General features: G+C 70.5%; 18 protein-coding genes. 9 read left to right on the top strand and 9 right to left on the bottom strand.

The genetic code is table 11. From position 1 onward, the window contains the following. Window position 1: 1 nt before the first annotated feature. Entirely contained in the window at window positions 2–490 is a 489-nt protein-coding gene (bldD, locus tag OOZ19_RS19185; protein ID WP_009943043.1) for a transcriptional regulator BldD, read from the bottom strand. Between the two features lie 317 nt (window positions 491–807). Between bldD and pyrR the strand changes: the two genes are divergently transcribed. From pyrR to pyrF, 7 genes are read left to right on the top strand one after another with little or no spacing between them, the layout of a single operon-like run. Continuing rightward, window positions 808–1,416 (top strand): bifunctional pyr operon transcriptional regulator/uracil phosphoribosyltransferase PyrR, encoded by a 609-nt coding sequence (gene pyrR, locus OOZ19_RS19190; protein WP_266091503.1) that lies wholly within the window; start codon window positions 808–810, stop codon window positions 1,414–1,416. Continuing rightward, entirely contained in the window at window positions 1,416–2,348 is a 933-nt protein-coding gene (locus tag OOZ19_RS19195; RefSeq protein WP_266091504.1) for an aspartate carbamoyltransferase catalytic subunit, read from the top strand. Before pyrR ends, OOZ19_RS19195 begins: the two co-directional genes overlap by 1 nt. Beyond that, window positions 2,345–3,646 (top strand): dihydroorotase, encoded by a 1,302-nt coding sequence (locus tag OOZ19_RS19200; RefSeq protein ID WP_266091505.1) that lies wholly within the window; start codon window positions 2,345–2,347, stop codon window positions 3,644–3,646. The genes OOZ19_RS19195 and OOZ19_RS19200 overlap by 4 nt, the downstream gene beginning before the upstream one ends. Beyond that, complete coding sequence (locus OOZ19_RS19205) at window positions 3,646–4,176, top strand: PH-like domain-containing protein (RefSeq protein ID WP_266091506.1); 531 nt, start codon at window positions 3,646–3,648, stop codon at window positions 4,174–4,176. Before OOZ19_RS19200 ends, OOZ19_RS19205 begins: the two co-directional genes overlap by 1 nt. Continuing rightward, window positions 4,173–5,294 carry a glutamine-hydrolyzing carbamoyl-phosphate synthase small subunit gene (gene carA, locus OOZ19_RS19210; protein ID WP_266091507.1) on the top strand — a complete coding sequence of 374 codons (1,122 nt, stop codon included), beginning with the start codon at window positions 4,173–4,175 and terminating at the stop codon, window positions 5,292–5,294. Before OOZ19_RS19205 ends, carA begins: the two co-directional genes overlap by 4 nt. Continuing rightward, the gene (gene carB / locus OOZ19_RS19215; RefSeq protein ID WP_266091508.1) at window positions 5,294–8,611 is read left to right on the top strand and encodes a carbamoyl-phosphate synthase large subunit; all 3,318 of its coding nucleotides are present in this window, start codon (window positions 5,294–5,296) and stop codon (window positions 8,609–8,611) included. The genes carA and carB overlap by 1 nt, the downstream gene beginning before the upstream one ends. Next, window positions 8,608–9,450 carry an orotidine-5'-phosphate decarboxylase gene (gene pyrF, locus OOZ19_RS19220; RefSeq protein ID WP_266091509.1) on the top strand — a complete coding sequence of 281 codons (843 nt, stop codon included), beginning with the start codon at window positions 8,608–8,610 and terminating at the stop codon, window positions 9,448–9,450. The genes carB and pyrF overlap by 4 nt, the downstream gene beginning before the upstream one ends. A gap of 69 nt (window positions 9,451–9,519) precedes the next feature. Here pyrF and OOZ19_RS19225 read toward each other — a convergent pair whose 3' ends face one another. The 7 genes from OOZ19_RS19225 to OOZ19_RS19255 form a co-directional block, all read right to left on the bottom strand. Further along, the gene (locus tag OOZ19_RS19225) at window positions 9,520–9,705 is read right to left on the bottom strand and encodes a hypothetical protein (RefSeq protein ID WP_266091510.1); all 186 of its coding nucleotides are present in this window, start codon (window positions 9,703–9,705) and stop codon (window positions 9,520–9,522) included. A gap of 70 nt (window positions 9,706–9,775) precedes the next feature. Then, a complete protein-coding gene (locus tag OOZ19_RS19230) occupies window positions 9,776–10,447 on the bottom strand; it encodes a hypothetical protein (protein ID WP_266091511.1) in 672 nt (223 codons plus the stop codon). A 567-nt stretch (window positions 10,448–11,014) separates the two neighbouring features. Then, window positions 11,015–12,298, bottom strand: coding sequence for a WXG100 family type VII secretion target (locus OOZ19_RS19235; RefSeq protein WP_266091512.1), 1,284 nt, complete (start codon window positions 12,296–12,298; stop codon window positions 11,015–11,017). Next, on the bottom strand, window positions 12,295–12,594 hold the full coding sequence (locus OOZ19_RS19240; RefSeq protein ID WP_266091513.1) for a type VII secretion target: 300 nt from the start codon (window positions 12,592–12,594) through the stop codon (window positions 12,295–12,297). The genes OOZ19_RS19235 and OOZ19_RS19240 overlap by 4 nt, the downstream gene beginning before the upstream one ends. Before the next feature lie 19 nt (window positions 12,595–12,613). Next, the gene (locus OOZ19_RS19245) at window positions 12,614–13,024 is read right to left on the bottom strand and encodes a YbaB/EbfC family nucleoid-associated protein (RefSeq protein ID WP_266091514.1); all 411 of its coding nucleotides are present in this window, start codon (window positions 13,022–13,024) and stop codon (window positions 12,614–12,616) included. 232 nt (window positions 13,025–13,256) lie between these two features. Further along, entirely contained in the window at window positions 13,257–14,186 is a 930-nt protein-coding gene (locus tag OOZ19_RS19250) for a DUF6346 domain-containing protein (RefSeq protein ID WP_266091515.1), read from the bottom strand. A gap of 167 nt (window positions 14,187–14,353) precedes the next feature. Then, entirely contained in the window at window positions 14,354–14,566 is a 213-nt protein-coding gene (locus OOZ19_RS19255; RefSeq protein WP_266091516.1) for a hypothetical protein, read from the bottom strand. Window positions 14,567–14,724: 158 nt separating this feature from the next. On the opposite strand from OOZ19_RS19255, the gene OOZ19_RS19260 reads away from it, so the two are divergent. Then, a complete protein-coding gene (locus OOZ19_RS19260) occupies window positions 14,725–15,576 on the top strand; it encodes a helix-turn-helix domain-containing protein (RefSeq protein WP_416309464.1) in 852 nt (283 codons plus the stop codon). Continuing rightward, the gene (locus OOZ19_RS19265) at window positions 15,573–15,800 is read left to right on the top strand and encodes a DUF397 domain-containing protein (RefSeq protein WP_266091518.1); all 228 of its coding nucleotides are present in this window, start codon (window positions 15,573–15,575) and stop codon (window positions 15,798–15,800) included. The genes OOZ19_RS19260 and OOZ19_RS19265 overlap by 4 nt, the downstream gene beginning before the upstream one ends. Window positions 15,801–15,902: 102 nt before the next feature. Here the strand turns inward: OOZ19_RS19265 and OOZ19_RS19270 are convergent, their stop codons facing one another. Then, window positions 15,903–16,241, bottom strand: coding sequence for a hypothetical protein (locus OOZ19_RS19270; RefSeq protein ID WP_266091519.1), 339 nt, complete (start codon window positions 16,239–16,241; stop codon window positions 15,903–15,905). Between the last annotated feature and the right edge of the window lie 301 nt (window positions 16,242–16,542).

Consider the following 16,542-nt stretch of genomic DNA (forward strand, 5'->3'; position numbering starts at 1 on the left):
TTCACTCCTCCCGAGCGGGTCGTGCCTCGGGCGGCAGGACGCCCCAGTCGATGAGCTGTTCGGTCAGCTCGCCGGGGGTCATGTCGTAGATGATGGCGAGGGATCGCAGGTCCTCGGTCCGGATGGACAGCACCTTGCCGTTGTAGTCACCGCGCTGGCTCTGGATGGTCGCCGCGTACCGGGCGAGAGGCCCGACCTTCTCGGCAGGTAGCTGCTGCAACCGTTCCAGGTTGATCACGACCTTGGTGGCCGGTTCGGCGCCGGAGGGCACCCGTCCCTCCGGGAGTAGCTCCGCGACCGGAACACCGTAGAAGTCGGCCAGTTCGGCGAGTTTCTGGACGGTGACCGCTCGGTCGCCACGTTCATAGGACCCGACGACCACGGCCTTCCACCGCCCGCCTGACTTCTGCTCGACGCCGTGCAGCGAGAGACCCTGCTGCTGGCGGATAGCGCGGAGCTTGCCGCCCAGCGCCTTGGCGTAGTCGCCCATGTGGCGTTTCTCCGTTTCATTCGCCCCGTCAGCCTAAATCGGATGCCGGGGAGGAAAGCTCAGATTGATACGGAGAGTAATGTTCGCTCGCAAGTGTCACTAGGTCAAGTTGGTCTTCGTGTGGCGGCAGGGCGAGTACTCCCACACCACCCGGACGATTGACCTCGGGACGCTGATAGCGTACAAGCCGAAGTCGGTGGTCGCCTGGTGGCCTGCCGATGTTCGCACCGGAGGGCGGGTGCAGGCGCATCCGGTCCACTGGGGAATCAACCATCCTTTAAGGACCCGTCCAGTGAGGCGGGGAAGGAGGCTCACCCGTGGCGTCACGCCGGCAGGCGGGCGCGACGGACCCGGCCGGGCAGCGGGAGCTGCTTTCGGCCGGTGACGTTGCGCGCACGATCGCCCGCATCGCTCATCAGATCATCGAGAAGACGGCACTGGACACGGCGTCGCACGACGCGGCGGGCGGCCCACGAGTGGTGCTGCTGGGTGTTCCGACCCGGGGTGTGCCGCTGGCGCGGCGGCTGGCGGACCGGATCGCCGAGTTCAGCGGTGTGGAGGTGCCCACGGGCACCCTGGACATCACGCTGTATCGCGATGACCTGCGAAAACGACCCAATCGGCCGTTGGAGCCGAGTAGTCTTCCGCCGTCCGGGATCGACGACGCGCTGGTCGTCCTCGTGGACGACGTGCTGTTCTCCGGCCGCACGGTGCGCGCCGCTCTGGACTCCTTGCGGGACCAGGGCAGGCCCAGTGCGGTGCAGCTCGCGGTCCTGGTGGACCGGGGCCACCGGGAGCTGCCGATCCGCGCGGACTACGTCGGCAAGAACGTGCCGACGTCCCGCAGCGAGGACGTCGCGGTTCGGCTGGCCGAGGTCGACGACACCGACTCGGTGATCATCCGACGCGGCGAGGAGGTGCGGTGATGCGGCATCTGCTCTCCACCGAAGGTTTGGACGCGGCGACCGCGACGGCGGTGCTCGACACCGCGGACACCCTCAAGCAGACCTTGCTGGGCCGCGAGGTGCGCAAGCTGCCGACGTTGCGCGGGCGCACCGTGATGACGATGTTCTACGAGAACTCCACCCGGACCAGGGTGTCGTTCGAGGTCGCCGGCAAGTGGATGAGCGCCGACGTGATCAACGTGTCGGCCTCGGCGTCCTCGGTAGGCAAGGGCGAGTCGCTGCGCGACACCGCGCTGACCCTGTCGGCCGCGGGCGCGGACTGCGTGATCGTGCGGCACCCGGCTTCGGGTGCGGCGCACCGGCTGGCGGGCTGGCTGGACGAGGCCGGGACGCAGGTCGTGAACGCGGGCGACGGGATGCACGAGCACCCGACGCAGGCGCTGCTGGACGCGGCGACGCTGCGGGAACGCCTCGGCGAGCTCGCGGGCCGCCGGGTCGCGATCGTCGGCGACCTGCTGCACAGCCGGGTCGCCCGCTCCAACGTGCACCTGCTGCGCACCCTCGGCGTCGACGTGGTGCTGGTGGCGCCGCCGACGCTGGTCCCGCAGGGCATCGAGCACTGGGGTGCCGAGGTCGTGCACGAGCTGGACCCGGTGCTGCCGGGCCTGGACGCGGTGATGCTGCTGCGGGTGCAGGCGGAGCGGATGCACGGCGGGTTCTTCCCGTCGGCCCGCGAGTACTCCATCGCCTACGGCCTCAACGAGAAGCGGCTGGCGCTGCTGCCGGAGCACGCCGTGGTGCTGCACCCCGGTCCGATGCTGCGCGGCATGGAGATCGCTCCCGCGGTGGCGGATTCGCCGCGCGCCGCCATCACCGAACAGGTCCGCAACGGGGTCCACGTGCGCATGGCGGTGCTCTACCACCTGCTCGCCGGAGAGGAGATCGCGGCATGAGCCGGGTGCTGATCAAGGAAGTCCGTCCCTACGGCGACGGCGAAGCGGTGGACGTGCTGGTCGACGGCGAGCTGATCGCCGAGATCGGCGCGGACCTGGACGTCGAGGCCGACGAGGTCGTGCACGGCGGGGGCGGTGTGCTGCTGCCCGGTTTCGTGGACCTGCACACGCACCTGCGCGAGCCCGGCCGCGAGGACACCGAGACGGTGGAGACCGGTTCGGTGGCGGCGGCGCTCGGCGGCTACACGGCCGTGTTCGCGATGGCCAACACCGATCCGGTCGCGGACAACGCGGTGATCGTGGAGCACGTGTGGCGCCGCGGCCTGGAGATCGGCCTGGTCGACGTGCACCCGGTGGGTGCGGTCACGGTCGGGCTGGCCGGCGAGCAGCTCGCGGAGCTGGGCACGATGGCGCGTTCGGCGGCCGGGGTGCGGGTGTTCTCCGACGACGGCAAGTGCGTGCACGACCCGCTGGTGATGCGCCGGGCGCTGGAGTACGCGAAGGCGCTGGGCGTCGTCGTGGCCCAGCACGCGGAGGAGCCGCGGCTCACGGTCGGCGCGCAGGCCCACGAGGGAGCGAACGCCGCCCGGCTGGGCTTGGCGGGGTGGCCCGCTCCGGCGGAGGAGTCGATCGTGGCGCGGGACTGCCTGCTGGCGGGTCACACCGGCGGCACGCTGCACGTCTGCCACGTTTCGACGGCGGGCACCGCGGAGATCCTGCGCTGGTGGAAGTCGCGCGGCGGGTCGGCGGGCACGGTCTCCGCGGAGGTCACGCCGCACCACCTGCTGCTGACCGACGAGCTGCTGTCGACCTACGACCCGGTGAACAAGGTCAACCCGCCGCTGCGCACCGATGCGGACGTGCGGGCGCTGCGGGAGGCGCTGGCCGACGGCACGGTCGACTGCGTGGCCACCGACCACGCGCCGCACGCTTCGCAGGACAAGGACTGCGAGTGGTCGGCGGCGAAGCCGGGCATGCTCGGCCTGCAGACGGCGCTGGGCGTGGTCACGCGCACGATGGTTGAGCCGGGCCTGCTGGACTGGCGCGGCGTGGCGCGGGTGCTCAGCGAGCGGCCCGCCGAGATCGCCGGGCTGGCCGATCAGGGCCGCCCGATCGCGGTGGGCGAACCCGCGAACCTGGCCGTGGTGGACCCCGATGTCCGCTGGACGGTGCGCGGTGCTGAGCTGGCGAGCATCTCGGCGAACACGCCGTTCGAGGGCATGGAGCTGCCGGGCCGGGTGCTGGCGACGGTGTTGCGCGGCCGGATCACCGCGCACGAGGGCGAGGTGCGGCGCTGATGGAACGGATGTTGTGGGTGCTGGCGCTGCTGGTGCTGCTGGCGCTGGTGTACGTCGGGATGCGCCGCGGCTGGCTCAACCGCAAGCGGCGGCAGACGGCGGAGCTCGCGGAGTTCCCGGTGGCGCCCGACGGCGTGGCCGAGCAGCCCGCGCTGCTGGCCGACGCGAGCGGGTTCTACGTGGGCAGCACGCGGGCCGGCGATTGGCAGGACCGCATCGCGGTCGGCGACATCGGGCACCGCGCGAACGCGGTGGCGCGGTTGCGCGGTTCGGGCCTGCTGCTGGAGCGGACGGGCGCGAGCGCGATGTGGATTCCCGCGGAGTCCGTGGTGGACGCCCGGGTGGATCACAAGCTGGCGAACAAGGTCGTTCCCGGTGCGGGGATGCTGGTGGTGACCTGGCGCTTGGGGGACCAGGACATCGACACCGGCTTCCGCGCGGATGACAAGTCCGCTCAGGACGAGTGGACGGGTGCGGTGCGGGCATTGGCGCCTGCCGCAGGACGTGACGACATGGAGGGACAGGCATGACCGCGCACACCCCGGCGGCATTGGTGCTCGAAGACGGCCGGATCTTCCGCGGCGTCGCCTACGGCCAGGAGGGCCGCGCGCTCGGCGAGGCGGTGTTCTCCACCGGCATGACCGGCTACCAGGAGACGCTGACCGACCCGTCGTACCACCGCCAGATCGTGGTGCAGACCGCGCCGCAGATCGGCAACACCGGCTGGAACGACGAGGACGACGAGTCCCAGCGCATCTGGGTCGCGGGCTACGCGGTGCGCGACCCCGCGCGCGTTCCGTCGAACTGGCGCTCCCGCCGGTCGCTGGACGAGGAGCTCAAGCGCCAGGAGATCGTGAGCATCGCGGGCCTCGACACCCGCACCGTGACCCGGCACCTGCGGGAGCGCGGCGCGATGCGCGCCGGGATCTTCTCGGGTTCCGCGGTGGGTTCGGACGACGAGCTGGTGGCGCAGGTGGCGGCCTCCGATTCGATGTCGGGCGCGGACCTGGCCGGTGACGTGACCACGGACAAGCCCTACGTCGTCGAGGCGCAGGGCGAGAAGAAGTTCACGGTGGCGGCCCTGGACCTGGGCATCAAGTCGAACACCCCGCGGATGATGGCCCAGCGCGGCATCGAGGTGCACGTGCTGCCGCTGTCTTCCACCGCGGACGACCTGCTGGCGGTGCGGCCGGACGGGGTGTTCCTGTCCAACGGCCCCGGCGACCCGGCGACCGCCGACCACGCCGTGGCGCTCACCCGCGAGATCTTGAGCCGCAAGCTCCCGCTGTTCGGGATCTGCTTCGGCAACCAGCTGCTGGGACGCGCGCTCGGCCGCGGGACCTACAAGATGCGCTACGGCCACCGGGGCATCAACATCCCGGTGATCGATGTGGACACCGGCAAGGTCGCGATCACCGCGCAGAACCACGGTTTCGCCGTGGAGGGCGAGGCGGGGGAGCGGTTCGACACCGACTTCGGCGCCGCGAAGATCAGCCACTACTGCCCGAACGACGGCACCGTCGAAGGCCTGCGCCTGCTCGACGGCCCCGCGTTCAGCGTCCAGTACCACCCGGAGGCCGCGGCCGGTCCGCACGACGCCGCGCCCCTGTTCGACGAGTTCACCAGCATGATGAGCGAGGCCCGCTGATGTCCAAGCGCACTGATATCAAGCACGTCATGGTGATCGGTTCCGGGCCGATCGTCATCGGACAGGCCTGCGAGTTCGACTACTCCGGTACGCAGGCGTGCCGGGTGCTGCGGGAGGAAGGGCTGCGGGTCAGCCTGGTCAATTCCAACCCGGCGACGATCATGACGGACCCGGAGTTCGCCGACGCCACCTACGTCGAGCCGATCACCCCGGAGTTCGTGGAGAAGGTCATCGAGGCCGAGCGCCCCGACGCCCTGCTGGCGACCCTCGGCGGGCAGACGGCGCTGAACACGGCGATGGCGCTCGACGAGCGCGGCGTGCTCAAGAAGTACGGCGTTGAGCTCATCGGCGCCGACATCGAGGCCATCGAGCGCGGTGAGGACCGGCAGCGGTTCAAGGACATCGTGCGCTCCATCGGCGGCGACGCCCCGGAGAGCGCCGTGTGCAAGTCGATGGACGAGGTCCGCGACTTCGTCGCCGAGCGCGGCCTGCCGGTCGTCATCCGCCCCAGCTTCACCATGGGCGGCCTGGGTTCCGGCATGGCGCACACCACCGAGGACCTGGAGCGGATGGCCACGCTGGGCCTCACCGAGTCCCCGGTGCACGAGGTGCTCATCGAGGAGAGCGTGCTCGGCTGGAAGGAGTACGAGCTCGAGCTGATGCGCGACCACGCGGACAACGTGGTCGTGATCTGCTCCATCGAGAACATCGACCCGATGGGCGTGCACACCGGTGACTCGGTCACGGTGGCCCCGGCGATGACGCTGACCGACCGCGAGTACCAGCACATGCGCAACGTCGGCATCGACGTGCTGCGCGAGGTGGGCGTGGAGACCGGCGGCTGCAACATCCAGTTCGCGATCCACCCGGAGACGGGGCGCATGGTCGTGATCGAGATGAACCCGCGGGTGTCGCGCTCCTCGGCGCTGGCCTCGAAGGCGACGGGCTTCCCGATCGCCAAGATCGCCGCGAAGCTGGCCATCGGCTACACGCTCGACGAGATCAGCAACGACATCACCGGCGAGACCCCGGCGAGCTTCGAGCCGACGCTGGACTACGTGGTGGTGAAGGTGCCGCGGTTCGCCTTCGAGAAGTTCCCCGGTGCGGACCCCGCGTTGACGACGACGATGAAGAGCGTCGGCGAGGCGATGTCGCTGGGCCGGAGCTTCCAGGAGGCGCTGGGCAAGGCGCTGCGCTCGATGGAGACCTCGCGGATCGGCTTCTGGACGAAGGACGACCCGGAGGGCGCGACGCTGGAGTCCACTCTGGACGAGCTGCGCACCGCGCACGACGGCAGGCTCTACGGCGTGGAGCGCGCGCTGCGGCTGGGCGCGAGCGCGGCGCAGGTGCACGAGGCCTCGGGCATCGACCCGTGGTTCGTGGACCAGATCGCCGCGCTGGTGGAGCTGCGCGCGGAGCTCTCGGCCGCCCCGGTGCTGGACGCGGACCTGCTGCGGCGGGCGAAGCGCTCCGGCCTGTCGGACCGCCAGCTCGCCGCGCTGCGCCCGGAGCTGTCCGATGAGGACGGTGTGCGGTCGCTGCGGCACCGCCTGGCCGTGCGGCCGGTGTACAAGACGGTGGACACCTGCGCGGCCGAGTTCGCGGCCCGCACCCCGTACCACTACTCGGCCTACGAGCTCGACCCCGACGCGGAGTCCGAGGTCACCGAGCAGCGCGACCGCCCCAAGGTGATCATCCTGGGTTCGGGCCCGAACCGCATCGGCCAGGGCATCGAGTTCGACTACTCCTGCGTGCACGCGGCCACCTCGCTGCGCGACGCCGGGTTCGAGACCGTCATGGTCAACTGCAACCCGGAGACGGTGTCCACGGACTACGACACGGCGGACCGGCTGTACTTCGAGCCGCTGACGTTCGAGGACGTGCTGGAGGTCGTCGAGGCGGAGCGCGCGTCCGGTGAGGTCGCGGGCGTGATCGTGCAGCTCGGCGGCCAGACGCCGCTGGGATTGGCGCAGCGCTTGGCCGACGCCGGGGTGCCGATCGTGGGCACGCCGCCGGAGGCGATCCACCTGGCGGAGGAGCGCGGCGCGTTCGGCGACGTGCTGCGCAAGGCGGGCCTGCCCGCGCCGAAGTACGGCATGGCGACGTCGTTCGACGCGGCCAAGCGCATCGCCGACGAGATCGGCTACCCGGTGCTGGTGCGCCCGTCGTACGTGCTCGGCGGTCGCGGCATGGAGATCGTCTACGACGAGGCGTCGCTGGAGAACTACATCGCCCGCGCCACCGAGGTCACCCCCGAGCACCCGGTGCTGGTGGACAACTTCCTCGACGACGCCATCGAGATCGACGTGGACGCGCTGTGCGACGGCACCGACGTGTACCTGGGCGGCGTGATGGAGCACATCGAGGAGGCCGGCATCCACTCCGGCGACTCGGCGTGCGCGTTGCCGCCGATCACCTTGGGGCGCCAGGACATCGAGAAGGTGCGCGAGTCGACGAAGGCCATCGCGCACGGCATCGGCGTGCTGGGCCTGCTCAACGTGCAGTACGCGTTGAAGGACGACGTGCTCTACGTGCTGGAGGCGAACCCGCGGGCCTCGCGCACGGTGCCGTTCGTGTCGAAGGCGACGGCGGCTCCGCTGGCGAAGGCCGCGTCCCGCATCATGCTGGGCGCCAGCATCTCCGACCTGCGCGGCGAGGGCGTGCTGCCCGCGACGGGCGACGGCGCGGACCTGCCGATGGACGCTCCGGTGGCGGTGAAGGAGGCGGTCCTGCCGTTCCACCGCTTCCGCACCCCGGAGGGCCACGGCGTGGATTCGCTGCTGGGGCCGGAGATGAAGTCCACCGGCGAGGTGATGGGCATCGACGTCTCCTTCGGGCAGGCGTTCGCGAAGTCCCAGTCCGCCGCCTACGGTTCGCTGCCCACCTCGGGCACCGTGTTCGTGTCGGTGGCGAACAAGGACAAGCGCTCGATGGTGTTCCCGGTCAAGCGCCTCGCCGACCTGGGCTTCGAGATCCTCGCGACCGCCGGGACCACGGATGTGCTGCGGCGCAACGGGATTCCGGCGAAGGAGGTCCGCAAGCACAACGAGAAGGGCGAGGACTGCGACGTCATCGACCTGATCCGCGCCGGCGAGATCGACATGGTCGTGAACACCCCGTACGGCAACCCCGGCCCGCGCGTCGACGGCTACGAGATCCGCACGGCCGCCGTGTCGCGCGACATCCCGTGCATCACCACGGTGCAGGGCGCCGCTGCGGCGGTGCAGGGCATCGAGGCCGGGATCCGCGGCAGCATCGGCGTGCGCCCGCTGCAGGCGCTGCAGGCCGCGCTGCGCCAGGGCGGTGAGCGGCGGTGACGGTCCGGGCCGGTTTCGGTCGGCGGCTCGCCGAGTCGATCGCCGCGCGCGGCGCGCTGTGCGTGGGCATCGACCCGCATCCGGCGCTGCTCAACGCGTGGGGCCTGGAGGAGAGCCCCGCCGCGTTGGAGCGGTTCGCGATGACGGCGGTGGAAGCGCTGGCCGGTGAGGTCGCGGTGCTCAAACCGCAGTCGGCGTTCTTCGAGGTCTACGGTTCGGCGGGCGTGGCGGTGCTGGAGAAGGTCGTCGCCGCGTCCCGCGAAGCCGGGGCGCTGGTGCTGCTGGACGTGAAGCGCGGCGACATCGGCTCGACGATGACGGCCTACGCGAACGCCTACCTCGACGAGCACTCGCCGCTGGCGGCGGACGCGCTGACGGTGTCGCCGTACCTCGGTTTCGGTTCGCTGGCACCGGCGCTGGGCATCGCGGAGCAGACCGGCCGCGGCGTGTTCGTCCTGGCGCGCACCTCGAACCCGGAGGGCGCGGCGTTGCAGCGCTCGAAGGCGGAGGACGGCCGCACCGTCGGCCAGTCCATCGTGGACGCGGCGGCGGAGAACAACGCGGGCGCGGATCCCTACGGCTACGTGGGCGTGGTCGCCGGGGCGACGATCAAGCCGGGCGAGCTGGACTTCTCCCGCTTGAACGGCCCGATCCTGGCCCCGGGCCTGGGTGCCCAGGGCGCGACCGTGCAGAGCCTCCGCGCCACGTTCGGCGCGGCCCTGCCCTCGGTCCTGCCCGCCACGGCCCGCGACGTCCTCCGCCACGGCCCGTCGGTCGCGGACCTTCGCTCCGCGGCCCGCCGGGTGCGCGACGAACTGGGTGTGCTGCTGGAGGCCTGACCCGGGTGGTGCGGCCCGCTCTCGTTCAGGGAGCGGGCCGCACGGCCTCGTCGCACGGATGCGATCCGGTCAGCCCCGTGCCTTGTCCTCGAGCTCCTCGGTGGCAGCCACGAACTTGTCGTGTGCCTGGCCGCTCATGTCGTAGAAGTGGAACGGGCCAACCGGATTGGTCTTCGCAAAGCGCGTGACGTGGTCGTTCCCCATCCCCACGTAGCGGTAGGCGGAACTCGCCGCCCGTATCGCGTTCGCCTGCAAATGCTGCTCCCGCTGCTTCTCGAGTCGCTTCGCCTTGGTGTACTCGGCGTCGGGTGCAGCCGCGACGGGTTCATTCCCCCCCGGCCGCCCAGATGTCGTTGATGAAGGCCTTGATGTAGGCCATGAGCGCCTCTCGATGCTCGGCGAGGCCCTTCGCGTCGGCGATGCTGCGGCCGTCCTTGAGGCCTTTGACGAACTTCTCCAGGCCCTTCTCGTCCTGGTGCACAGCGATGAACCGCTTCCGCTCCGGCGCCATGTCGGAGCCGGGCTCCTGGCCGAGGTCCTTGCCGTACTTCCAAGCCAGCTTCAGGGAGCGTTGCAGTATTTCCCCCATGCGGTCGTCGAGGATCCCGACGTTCCGCTCTTCCAGGCGCGTGTACAGGATGTTCAGGGCCTGCGCCAGCTTGGGGAAGATCGATTCGCCGCCGTGCTTGCTCAGGTCCTGCTTGGGCACGCCGAACTTCTTCCGCATCGGCTCGGCGGACTTCTCGTACGCCTTGTTCATGCTGGGGAACGCGCTGAGGTCGTCCGAAGCGAACGCTTCGTAGACGAAGCTGCTGGAGCCGACCGCTGTGATGACGTGGTCGAACGTGACCTCCGCGTGGTTCTCGCCGAGCACGTTCGTTCCGGTGGGGGAGAACCGGACCCAGGTCCCCTCGCCGGGCTTGGGCAAGGTTCCCAAGTAATCGGTCTTCCCGTCCGCGTGCCCCGTGAACTCCGCGTCGTCCTCGTACTGGCGCACGGTGCGGTCGCGTGCGAACTTCTCCTGCGCCTTGCTCAGGCCCGGTCGATCCGGCTCGACCTTCTCCTCGCCGACGAAGGCGAGCGCTGGACCGCGGTGCGCGGCTCGGATCGCGGCCCCGATGAGGCGGGTCGCGGGCTCTTCGGCGGCGACTCGACGGGGGCGTGCTCCGCCGAGTTCCGGGCGCGCGCGACCAGCTGAGCCACCACCGCGTTCCCCACCGATCGTTGCAGTTCCTGCAGAAATCCGTGCTCCGGCACCGGTGGTGGCCGATGGGTGGCGTGCCGTGACTCGGGCTCGGCGCAATGATGGCGCGCGCGCATGGATACCTCCCCTCGGCGGCACGCCCCACCGGTCGAGAAGTGTGAGACGCAGCCGCGTCATCGGTTTCCCGCGCACCTCCGCCCGTCACCAGCACCTCCGCGCGGCGCCGGAGGCAGACCCGCTGCCCTGGCAGGCAAGGAGCGGTTCCCCGGGCGCCGCGCGCACGAGCGTGCGGCGATCTTCTGGCGAACGGTCTTGTCAGGCCGGCGCGGCCTGCCGTTCACTCCCGTCGGGAGCTCGACGTCACTTCGGGATGTGCTCTTCGGCGGTGGGGATGGTGCCGGAGAGGCGGTGCGAGGTGTCGTAGTAGTTCGTTCCGTTGTCCTCGTCGTAGGTCTGCTCGTGGTACTGCTCCGAGCCGAACGCGCCGCGCGCGATCTGGCTTTCCGCCTTGCGCACGTCGGACACGGTCTCCGCCGTTTCACGGGCGGCGGCGTTGTTGATGCCGCCGCCTTCCCGCCACAGCGTGGCGTCGTCGACGAAGGACTTGGTGGCGTTCTGCGCCGACCGGCCCAGGTCGTCGGCGTTGCCCATCATCCCGACGCCGCGTCCGCCCAGTTGTTCGGCGCTCTTGCCCAGTCCTGCCGCCGCGTCGGCGCCGCGCGTCCCGGCGCTGCCGAGCGCTTCGCCGCCCTTGCCGACGGCGCTCGCGGTGGAGCCCAACGCGTCCGAAGCGCGGGAGGTGGCCTGCCCGGCTGCGGTCGCGGCCCCGCCCAGCGTCGGCGAGGCCGGGAACGCCTTCGCGCCACCGGTGGTGAGCTTGGCGCCGACCTTCGCGCCCGCCTCGGCCATGTCGTCGAGGGCCTTGGCCAGGTGCGTTCCGGCTTTGCCGAGCTTGCCGAGCAGCTGGCTGATCTTCGTGGCGATCTTGGACAGGGTCATCCCGATCCGCCCGGCCGCGTAGCCGAGGTAGCCCGCGACGGTCGCGCCGAAGCTGATGACGGAGCCCGCGAGCGCGGCCAGCGCGCCCTTGATGAGTTCGGCGACGATGGCGGCGATGATGTCCCGGATCAGGCCGCGGCAGGTGGCGACCATGGTGCCCGCGGTCGCCATCGCGCCCGAGGCGGTGCCCGCGCTGACCGACATGGCTTCGACGCCTTCGGCGAGTTCCGCGGACCGCTGCCGGTAGGCGTCGCAGGCCTGGCCTTGCCACTCGGCGCAGTCCGACTGGACCTGACCGGGGATCTCCGCGGCCAGCTTCTCCAGGTCCGCCTTCACCTGCTGCCAGGTGTCCGCGCCCGCTTTGATCGCGTTCGGGTCGCCCGCGAGGAAGTCGAGCACTTCGCGCAGCGGCGCGAAGTGCTCCATGAGCCAGCCGACTCCGGCGGCCAGCGCGGAACCGATCGGGTCGATGGCGGTGATCAGCCCGTCCAGCGCGAGCACTCCGGCGCTGGCGGCGAATTCGCCCCAGTCCTCGTTGTTGAACGCGGTCCAGGTCGCCCGAGCGGAATCGACGATCCCGGCGCCCGCGGTCACCGCACCGGATTGGACCGCCGCGCTGTCGGTATCGGTGAACATCCCGGTCATATCTGCACCTGCCCGAGATCGTCGGAGTTCTTGTCGTCGATGTCCTGGTAGTCCGCCGCGGTCGCGCTCACCCGATCACCGAGGTCCGCGGTCAGCTCGGAGAACTTCTGGATCTCGGCGGCGGCCTGCTGCGAGGTCTGCCGGGCCTGATCGGCGAACAGCTGGCCCACCAGGCCGAAGCTGTCGGCGCCGAACGAGACTCCCGCGCCCTGCTGGCCCGCCGCGGCGATGTCGCCGGCGAGTCCGGCGAGCCACTGCGAATGCGTGGTCAGCCGCGATGGCATGACGTTGAACATGGTTGCTGCTCCCCAGTGATCAGCGAAGGTAGCTTCGCGGCGGCTCGTCGTCGAAGTCCGGATCGTCGTTCCGACTCGCGGCGCCCTCGTCTGGTTCCGCCGGGAGCTGAGTTCGCAGGAATTCCATCGCGGAGGCGCCCGCGAACGGCTCCACGGTCTGCGCGACCTTGTGCGCGACCGCGCCCTGCGCTTGCGCGGACAGCCGCAGGATCGCGGCGCGCAGCTCGGACGGGCCGCGCTGCATCGAGCTCCGGTCGAACTGCACGTCCTGGAGCGCGCCGTTGGAGCCGACGGTGACCGAGACGCCGTCCTCGGTGGCGGTCTCGGCGAGGGAACCGAGCTGTTCCTGGATCTGCTGGGACTGCTGGACCATCTCGTCGGCGCGGCTTTGCAGCGATTCGAGGAACTGCTGCGGTGACTGCTGATTCACGTCATTACCCCCAGGTGCGGTGCTTGGTGCGGCGCGGAGTGCGCGGTCTCGTGCCGGTCGAGATCAGACCGGGGCCACCGAGATCGACGATCCGAGGTGCCCGGACGGTTCCATCCGCATTCCCGGACACGAATCCTCGGAACTCTTCGCAGGAGGGCGAACCCACCGGCACGAGCGCCCCCAGCGCTCGCCCCCCATCTTCATGCCACGGCTGAACGGGCGTGCTCCGGGGTCAGCTCAGGTCGCGCAGGCGCCCGGCGACGAGTCGGCCGCGGACGCCGAATCCGGCGGCGACCAGGGGCAACGCGGTGAGCGCGGCGATCCCGGCCGGGGGCTGCCCGCTGAGCAGCCCGCCCACGACGCCTAGGACGCCGAGGCCGAGCAGCAGGTTCGCGCGCAGCAGCAGCCCGCCGACGGCGACGGGCGGTTCCCGGTCCGGGTAGCCGTGGCGCCGCCTGGCGATGGCGAACGCGGCGCCGACGGCGAGGAACACGTGACCGGCGACGATCACGACCACCGGGAGCCAGGCCAGGACGTCGAGCCGCCCGCTGCCCAGCCCGCCCGCGATGACCAGCCACCACCCGGCGGCGAGGATCGCGGGCGGCCAGATCCCCAGCCGCGCCCGCCTGCGGCGCTCCGGATCCGGGCCGCGCGGCGGGACGCCGGGGATGCGAACTCCGAGCAGGGCGAGCCCGAGCAGCGGGACGAACAGCGCCCAGCCCAGCGCGGCGGGCGCGGTGGGGTCGGCGATGACGACGTTGCTGCCGCGGTTGTCGAGCTCGCGGCGTTCGACCGGGGCCGGTGTCGTGCGGTTGTCCGGGGTGAGGTCGGAGAACTTGAAGGTGCGCTGCTCGCTGGAGCCGTCCTCCCAGGTGACGGTGGCGTCGCAGACCCACCACCAGCCCAGGCCGGACATGCTGACCGGGCCGACCTGCTCGCACCGGGTGGCCAGCGCCGTGCCGCGCTCGGTGGGCGTGCCGTCGGTCGTCGTGATCCCGGTGGCGCCCATGACCGTGTGGAACACCAGCAGCACCAGCAGCCGGACCACGATCTGCGAGGCGATGTACCCGAGGCGCGAGCCCCGCCCGGCGGAGCCGTCCGGCTCGCGCGGAGCGCGCCGGGGCTCGGTGTGTCCGGGCAGCATGTCGTCGGAAGGTGCCACGTTCGCGTCCTGTTCCCCCAGTGTCGCCTGCGGCGCGAACGTAGCAGGGCAGCGTCCGGGATCGGTGCGGGACCTGCGCGATCACCGCAGTGCGGGCTGGTCCGGTGGCGTTTCGGCGAGGCCTCCGCCGCACGCCGGGGCCCCGCCGAACGCTTTCGAGGACCGGATCAACGCGCGCAGAGGGCTTCGACGATCGTCTCCGCGTCGGCTTGGAACGCCATGTCGAGGAAGTAGAGCTTGTCGGCGACCTCGCCGAGCTGCTCCTTCATGATCTTGACCTCCGTGTCCCCTTGGGTGACCGAGATGCTCTGGCAGCCGAGCGAGATGGTGATGCCTCCCGCTTTCGCCGCCGCCGGAATCTCCCAAGTGGTGTCGGACATTGCGCCTCCCGATGAGTCGAATCCTGTTGGTGCGGAGGACTCTCCCGAGCCTCCGTGGCGGCACACAACGATTCTTTCGGGTGATCAGGGTGGTTTGCCACGGTGGAGACCCGGCACAGTCCTCCTGGAATCAACGCGATCGATCATCGGGGGTGAATGTGTTGGGGCACAAGGGAATGCCGGTCCGGGTCCGGCGCGTTTCCAGCGAGCTCAAGGAGCTCCGGCTGCGCAGTGGCCTGTCCGGTGAGGAGGTCGCTGCTGCGCTGGGCATGTCGATGAGCAAGCTCAGCCGCATGGAAACGGGCCAGCGCGGGCTGTACGCGGACGACGTGTCAGCGCTGCTGGGGCTGTACCGAGTACCGGCGAAGCGCCGCGAGGAGATCCTCGCGCTGGTGCGAAACGGGATGGACCGCAATTGGTGGCAAGTGCGGGACGGCGGATTGCCACGAATGTGGCAGGACCTGATCCGCTTCGAGAAAGAAGCCACGTCGATCTGCAACTACGAGTCGATGTTCATTCCGGGATTGCTCCAAACATCCGAGTACGCGGCGACGATCGCTGAAGCGACGGACCCTGACCTGACACCACCGCAGGTCGATTCGCTGGTCACCGCGCGCATGACCAGGCAGACGCTGCTCCACGCCGCCGGCCACCCGACCTTGGAGTTTTTAGTGGAGGAGAGTGTGCTCCGGAGGCCGGTCGGAACCGGCGGGCTCATGTACCGCCAGCTCCGGCACGCGATCACCGCGGGGAGCCGAGCGAACGTAGCGATCAGAGTGCTGCCCTCGGCAGCAGGCGCACATCCTGGGCTGGAAGGGCCGTTCGTGCTGCTGGATTTCGGCCAGCAGCCGTCGCTCGTCTACCTGGAGAACCGGTGGAGCAGCGCGTTCCTGGAAGAGGCCGAACACGTCGTCGCAGCGAGGGAGTCCTTTCGCTTGCTGCGGGACGTTGCCCTGCCGGAATCGGCTTCTCTAGAGTTCATGGCACGCGTAGCCGACGAGTTGGCATGACGACCGGCGAGGAGCACTTCGTGGCACAACCCGATTTCTCCGGCCTCCCGTGGCGGAAGAGCAGCCGCAGCAGCAACTACGGCAACTGCGTAGAGGTGGCCCACACCGGCCACGCCGTCGCGGCCCGCGACTCGAAGGCTCCCGATGACGAAGTCCTGCTGGTGAGTGCCACGTCTTGGTCGTCGTTCCTGCACGGCATCCGCGAAGGCCGCTTCGACGGTTGATCTCCCCGCTCGGGAGGCGGCGCTTCCTTCCACCTGGGCGTGCCCGCTCACCGGCGAGGCAACTGGGCGATCAGCTGCCGGTGCTGGTGCGGAGTTCGTCGGTCACTCGGAGCCCGGTTTCAAGCCGAGGGCGAGTTGGCCGCCGTCGAGGGCGACCAGCGGTGTGAACGGATCTTGACCGCCCGCCAGGCAGCGGGCGCAGTCGACGGGGGCGGTCACCGCCTCCGAGTCCCCGGCTACGGCCGGGGTGTCCAGCGGTTGGTGGCACGCGGGTCCGGGGAGCTTCAGCCCGCCGACCCAGTCCTGGAGCTCGACCCGGTGCACTCGTCGTCGGCGGCCCGGTTGGCGCAGGTTGCGGTTGCGGAACCGCGCGCACTCGCGTTCGGACAAGCCGCGCAGTGCCACCGAGGTCGGGTCGGTGCCGTGCTCGATCGCTGACACGCCTTCCAGCGTTCTGATCAGCGTGAACGACGCATACCGCAGGAGCGGTGATCCGACTGCGGCGAACGGGTGGGGTCGGCCGCGCACTCATCGGAAGAAGCGGGGGGTGGTGCCTGCTCCGGGCGGGTCAAGTGGAGGCGGACCAGAAGCGTGGCCGCGTCGTCGGTGCTCAGCAGACGGTCGGTCTCCGGATTGCCGGAGAGAAGGCGACATGGCAGGGCGGGACCTCCGCGTCGCTCGCCCCGTCCAGGCCTTCGCGATCAGCGAATCCGTGACCCCGCGCTGCCTCCTCCCAGAGCGG

The organism is Saccharopolyspora sp. NFXS83, from assembly GCF_026241095.1.
In the GTDB taxonomy this organism is placed as follows: domain Bacteria; phylum Actinomycetota; class Actinomycetes; order Mycobacteriales; family Pseudonocardiaceae; genus Saccharopolyspora_C.

What these genes read in the sequence shown, in the direction of transcription:
- bldD (WP_009943043.1), bottom strand. Translation starts at nt 490, where the DNA reads ATGGGCGACTACGCCAAGGCGCTGGGCGGCAAGCTCCGCGCTATCCGC.
- OOZ19_RS19195 (WP_266091504.1), top strand. Translation starts at nt 1,416, where the DNA reads ATGCGGCATCTGCTCTCCACCGAAGGTTTGGACGCGGCGACCGCGACG.
- OOZ19_RS19200 (WP_266091505.1), top strand. Translation starts at nt 2,345, where the DNA reads ATGAGCCGGGTGCTGATCAAGGAAGTCCGTCCCTACGGCGACGGCGAA.
- OOZ19_RS19205 (WP_266091506.1), top strand. Translation starts at nt 3,646, where the DNA reads ATGGAACGGATGTTGTGGGTGCTGGCGCTGCTGGTGCTGCTGGCGCTG.
- carA (WP_266091507.1), top strand. Translation starts at nt 4,173, where the DNA reads ATGACCGCGCACACCCCGGCGGCATTGGTGCTCGAAGACGGCCGGATC.
- carB (WP_266091508.1), top strand. Translation starts at nt 5,294, where the DNA reads ATGTCCAAGCGCACTGATATCAAGCACGTCATGGTGATCGGTTCCGGG.
- OOZ19_RS19235 (WP_266091512.1), bottom strand. Translation starts at nt 12,298, where the DNA reads ATGACCGGGATGTTCACCGATACCGACAGCGCGGCGGTCCAATCCGGT.
- OOZ19_RS19240 (WP_266091513.1), bottom strand. Translation starts at nt 12,594, where the DNA reads ATGTTCAACGTCATGCCATCGCGGCTGACCACGCATTCGCAGTGGCTC.
- OOZ19_RS19255 (WP_266091516.1), bottom strand. Translation starts at nt 14,566, where the DNA reads ATGTCCGACACCACTTGGGAGATTCCGGCGGCGGCGAAAGCGGGAGGC.
- OOZ19_RS19265 (WP_266091518.1), top strand. Translation starts at nt 15,573, where the DNA reads ATGACGACCGGCGAGGAGCACTTCGTGGCACAACCCGATTTCTCCGGC.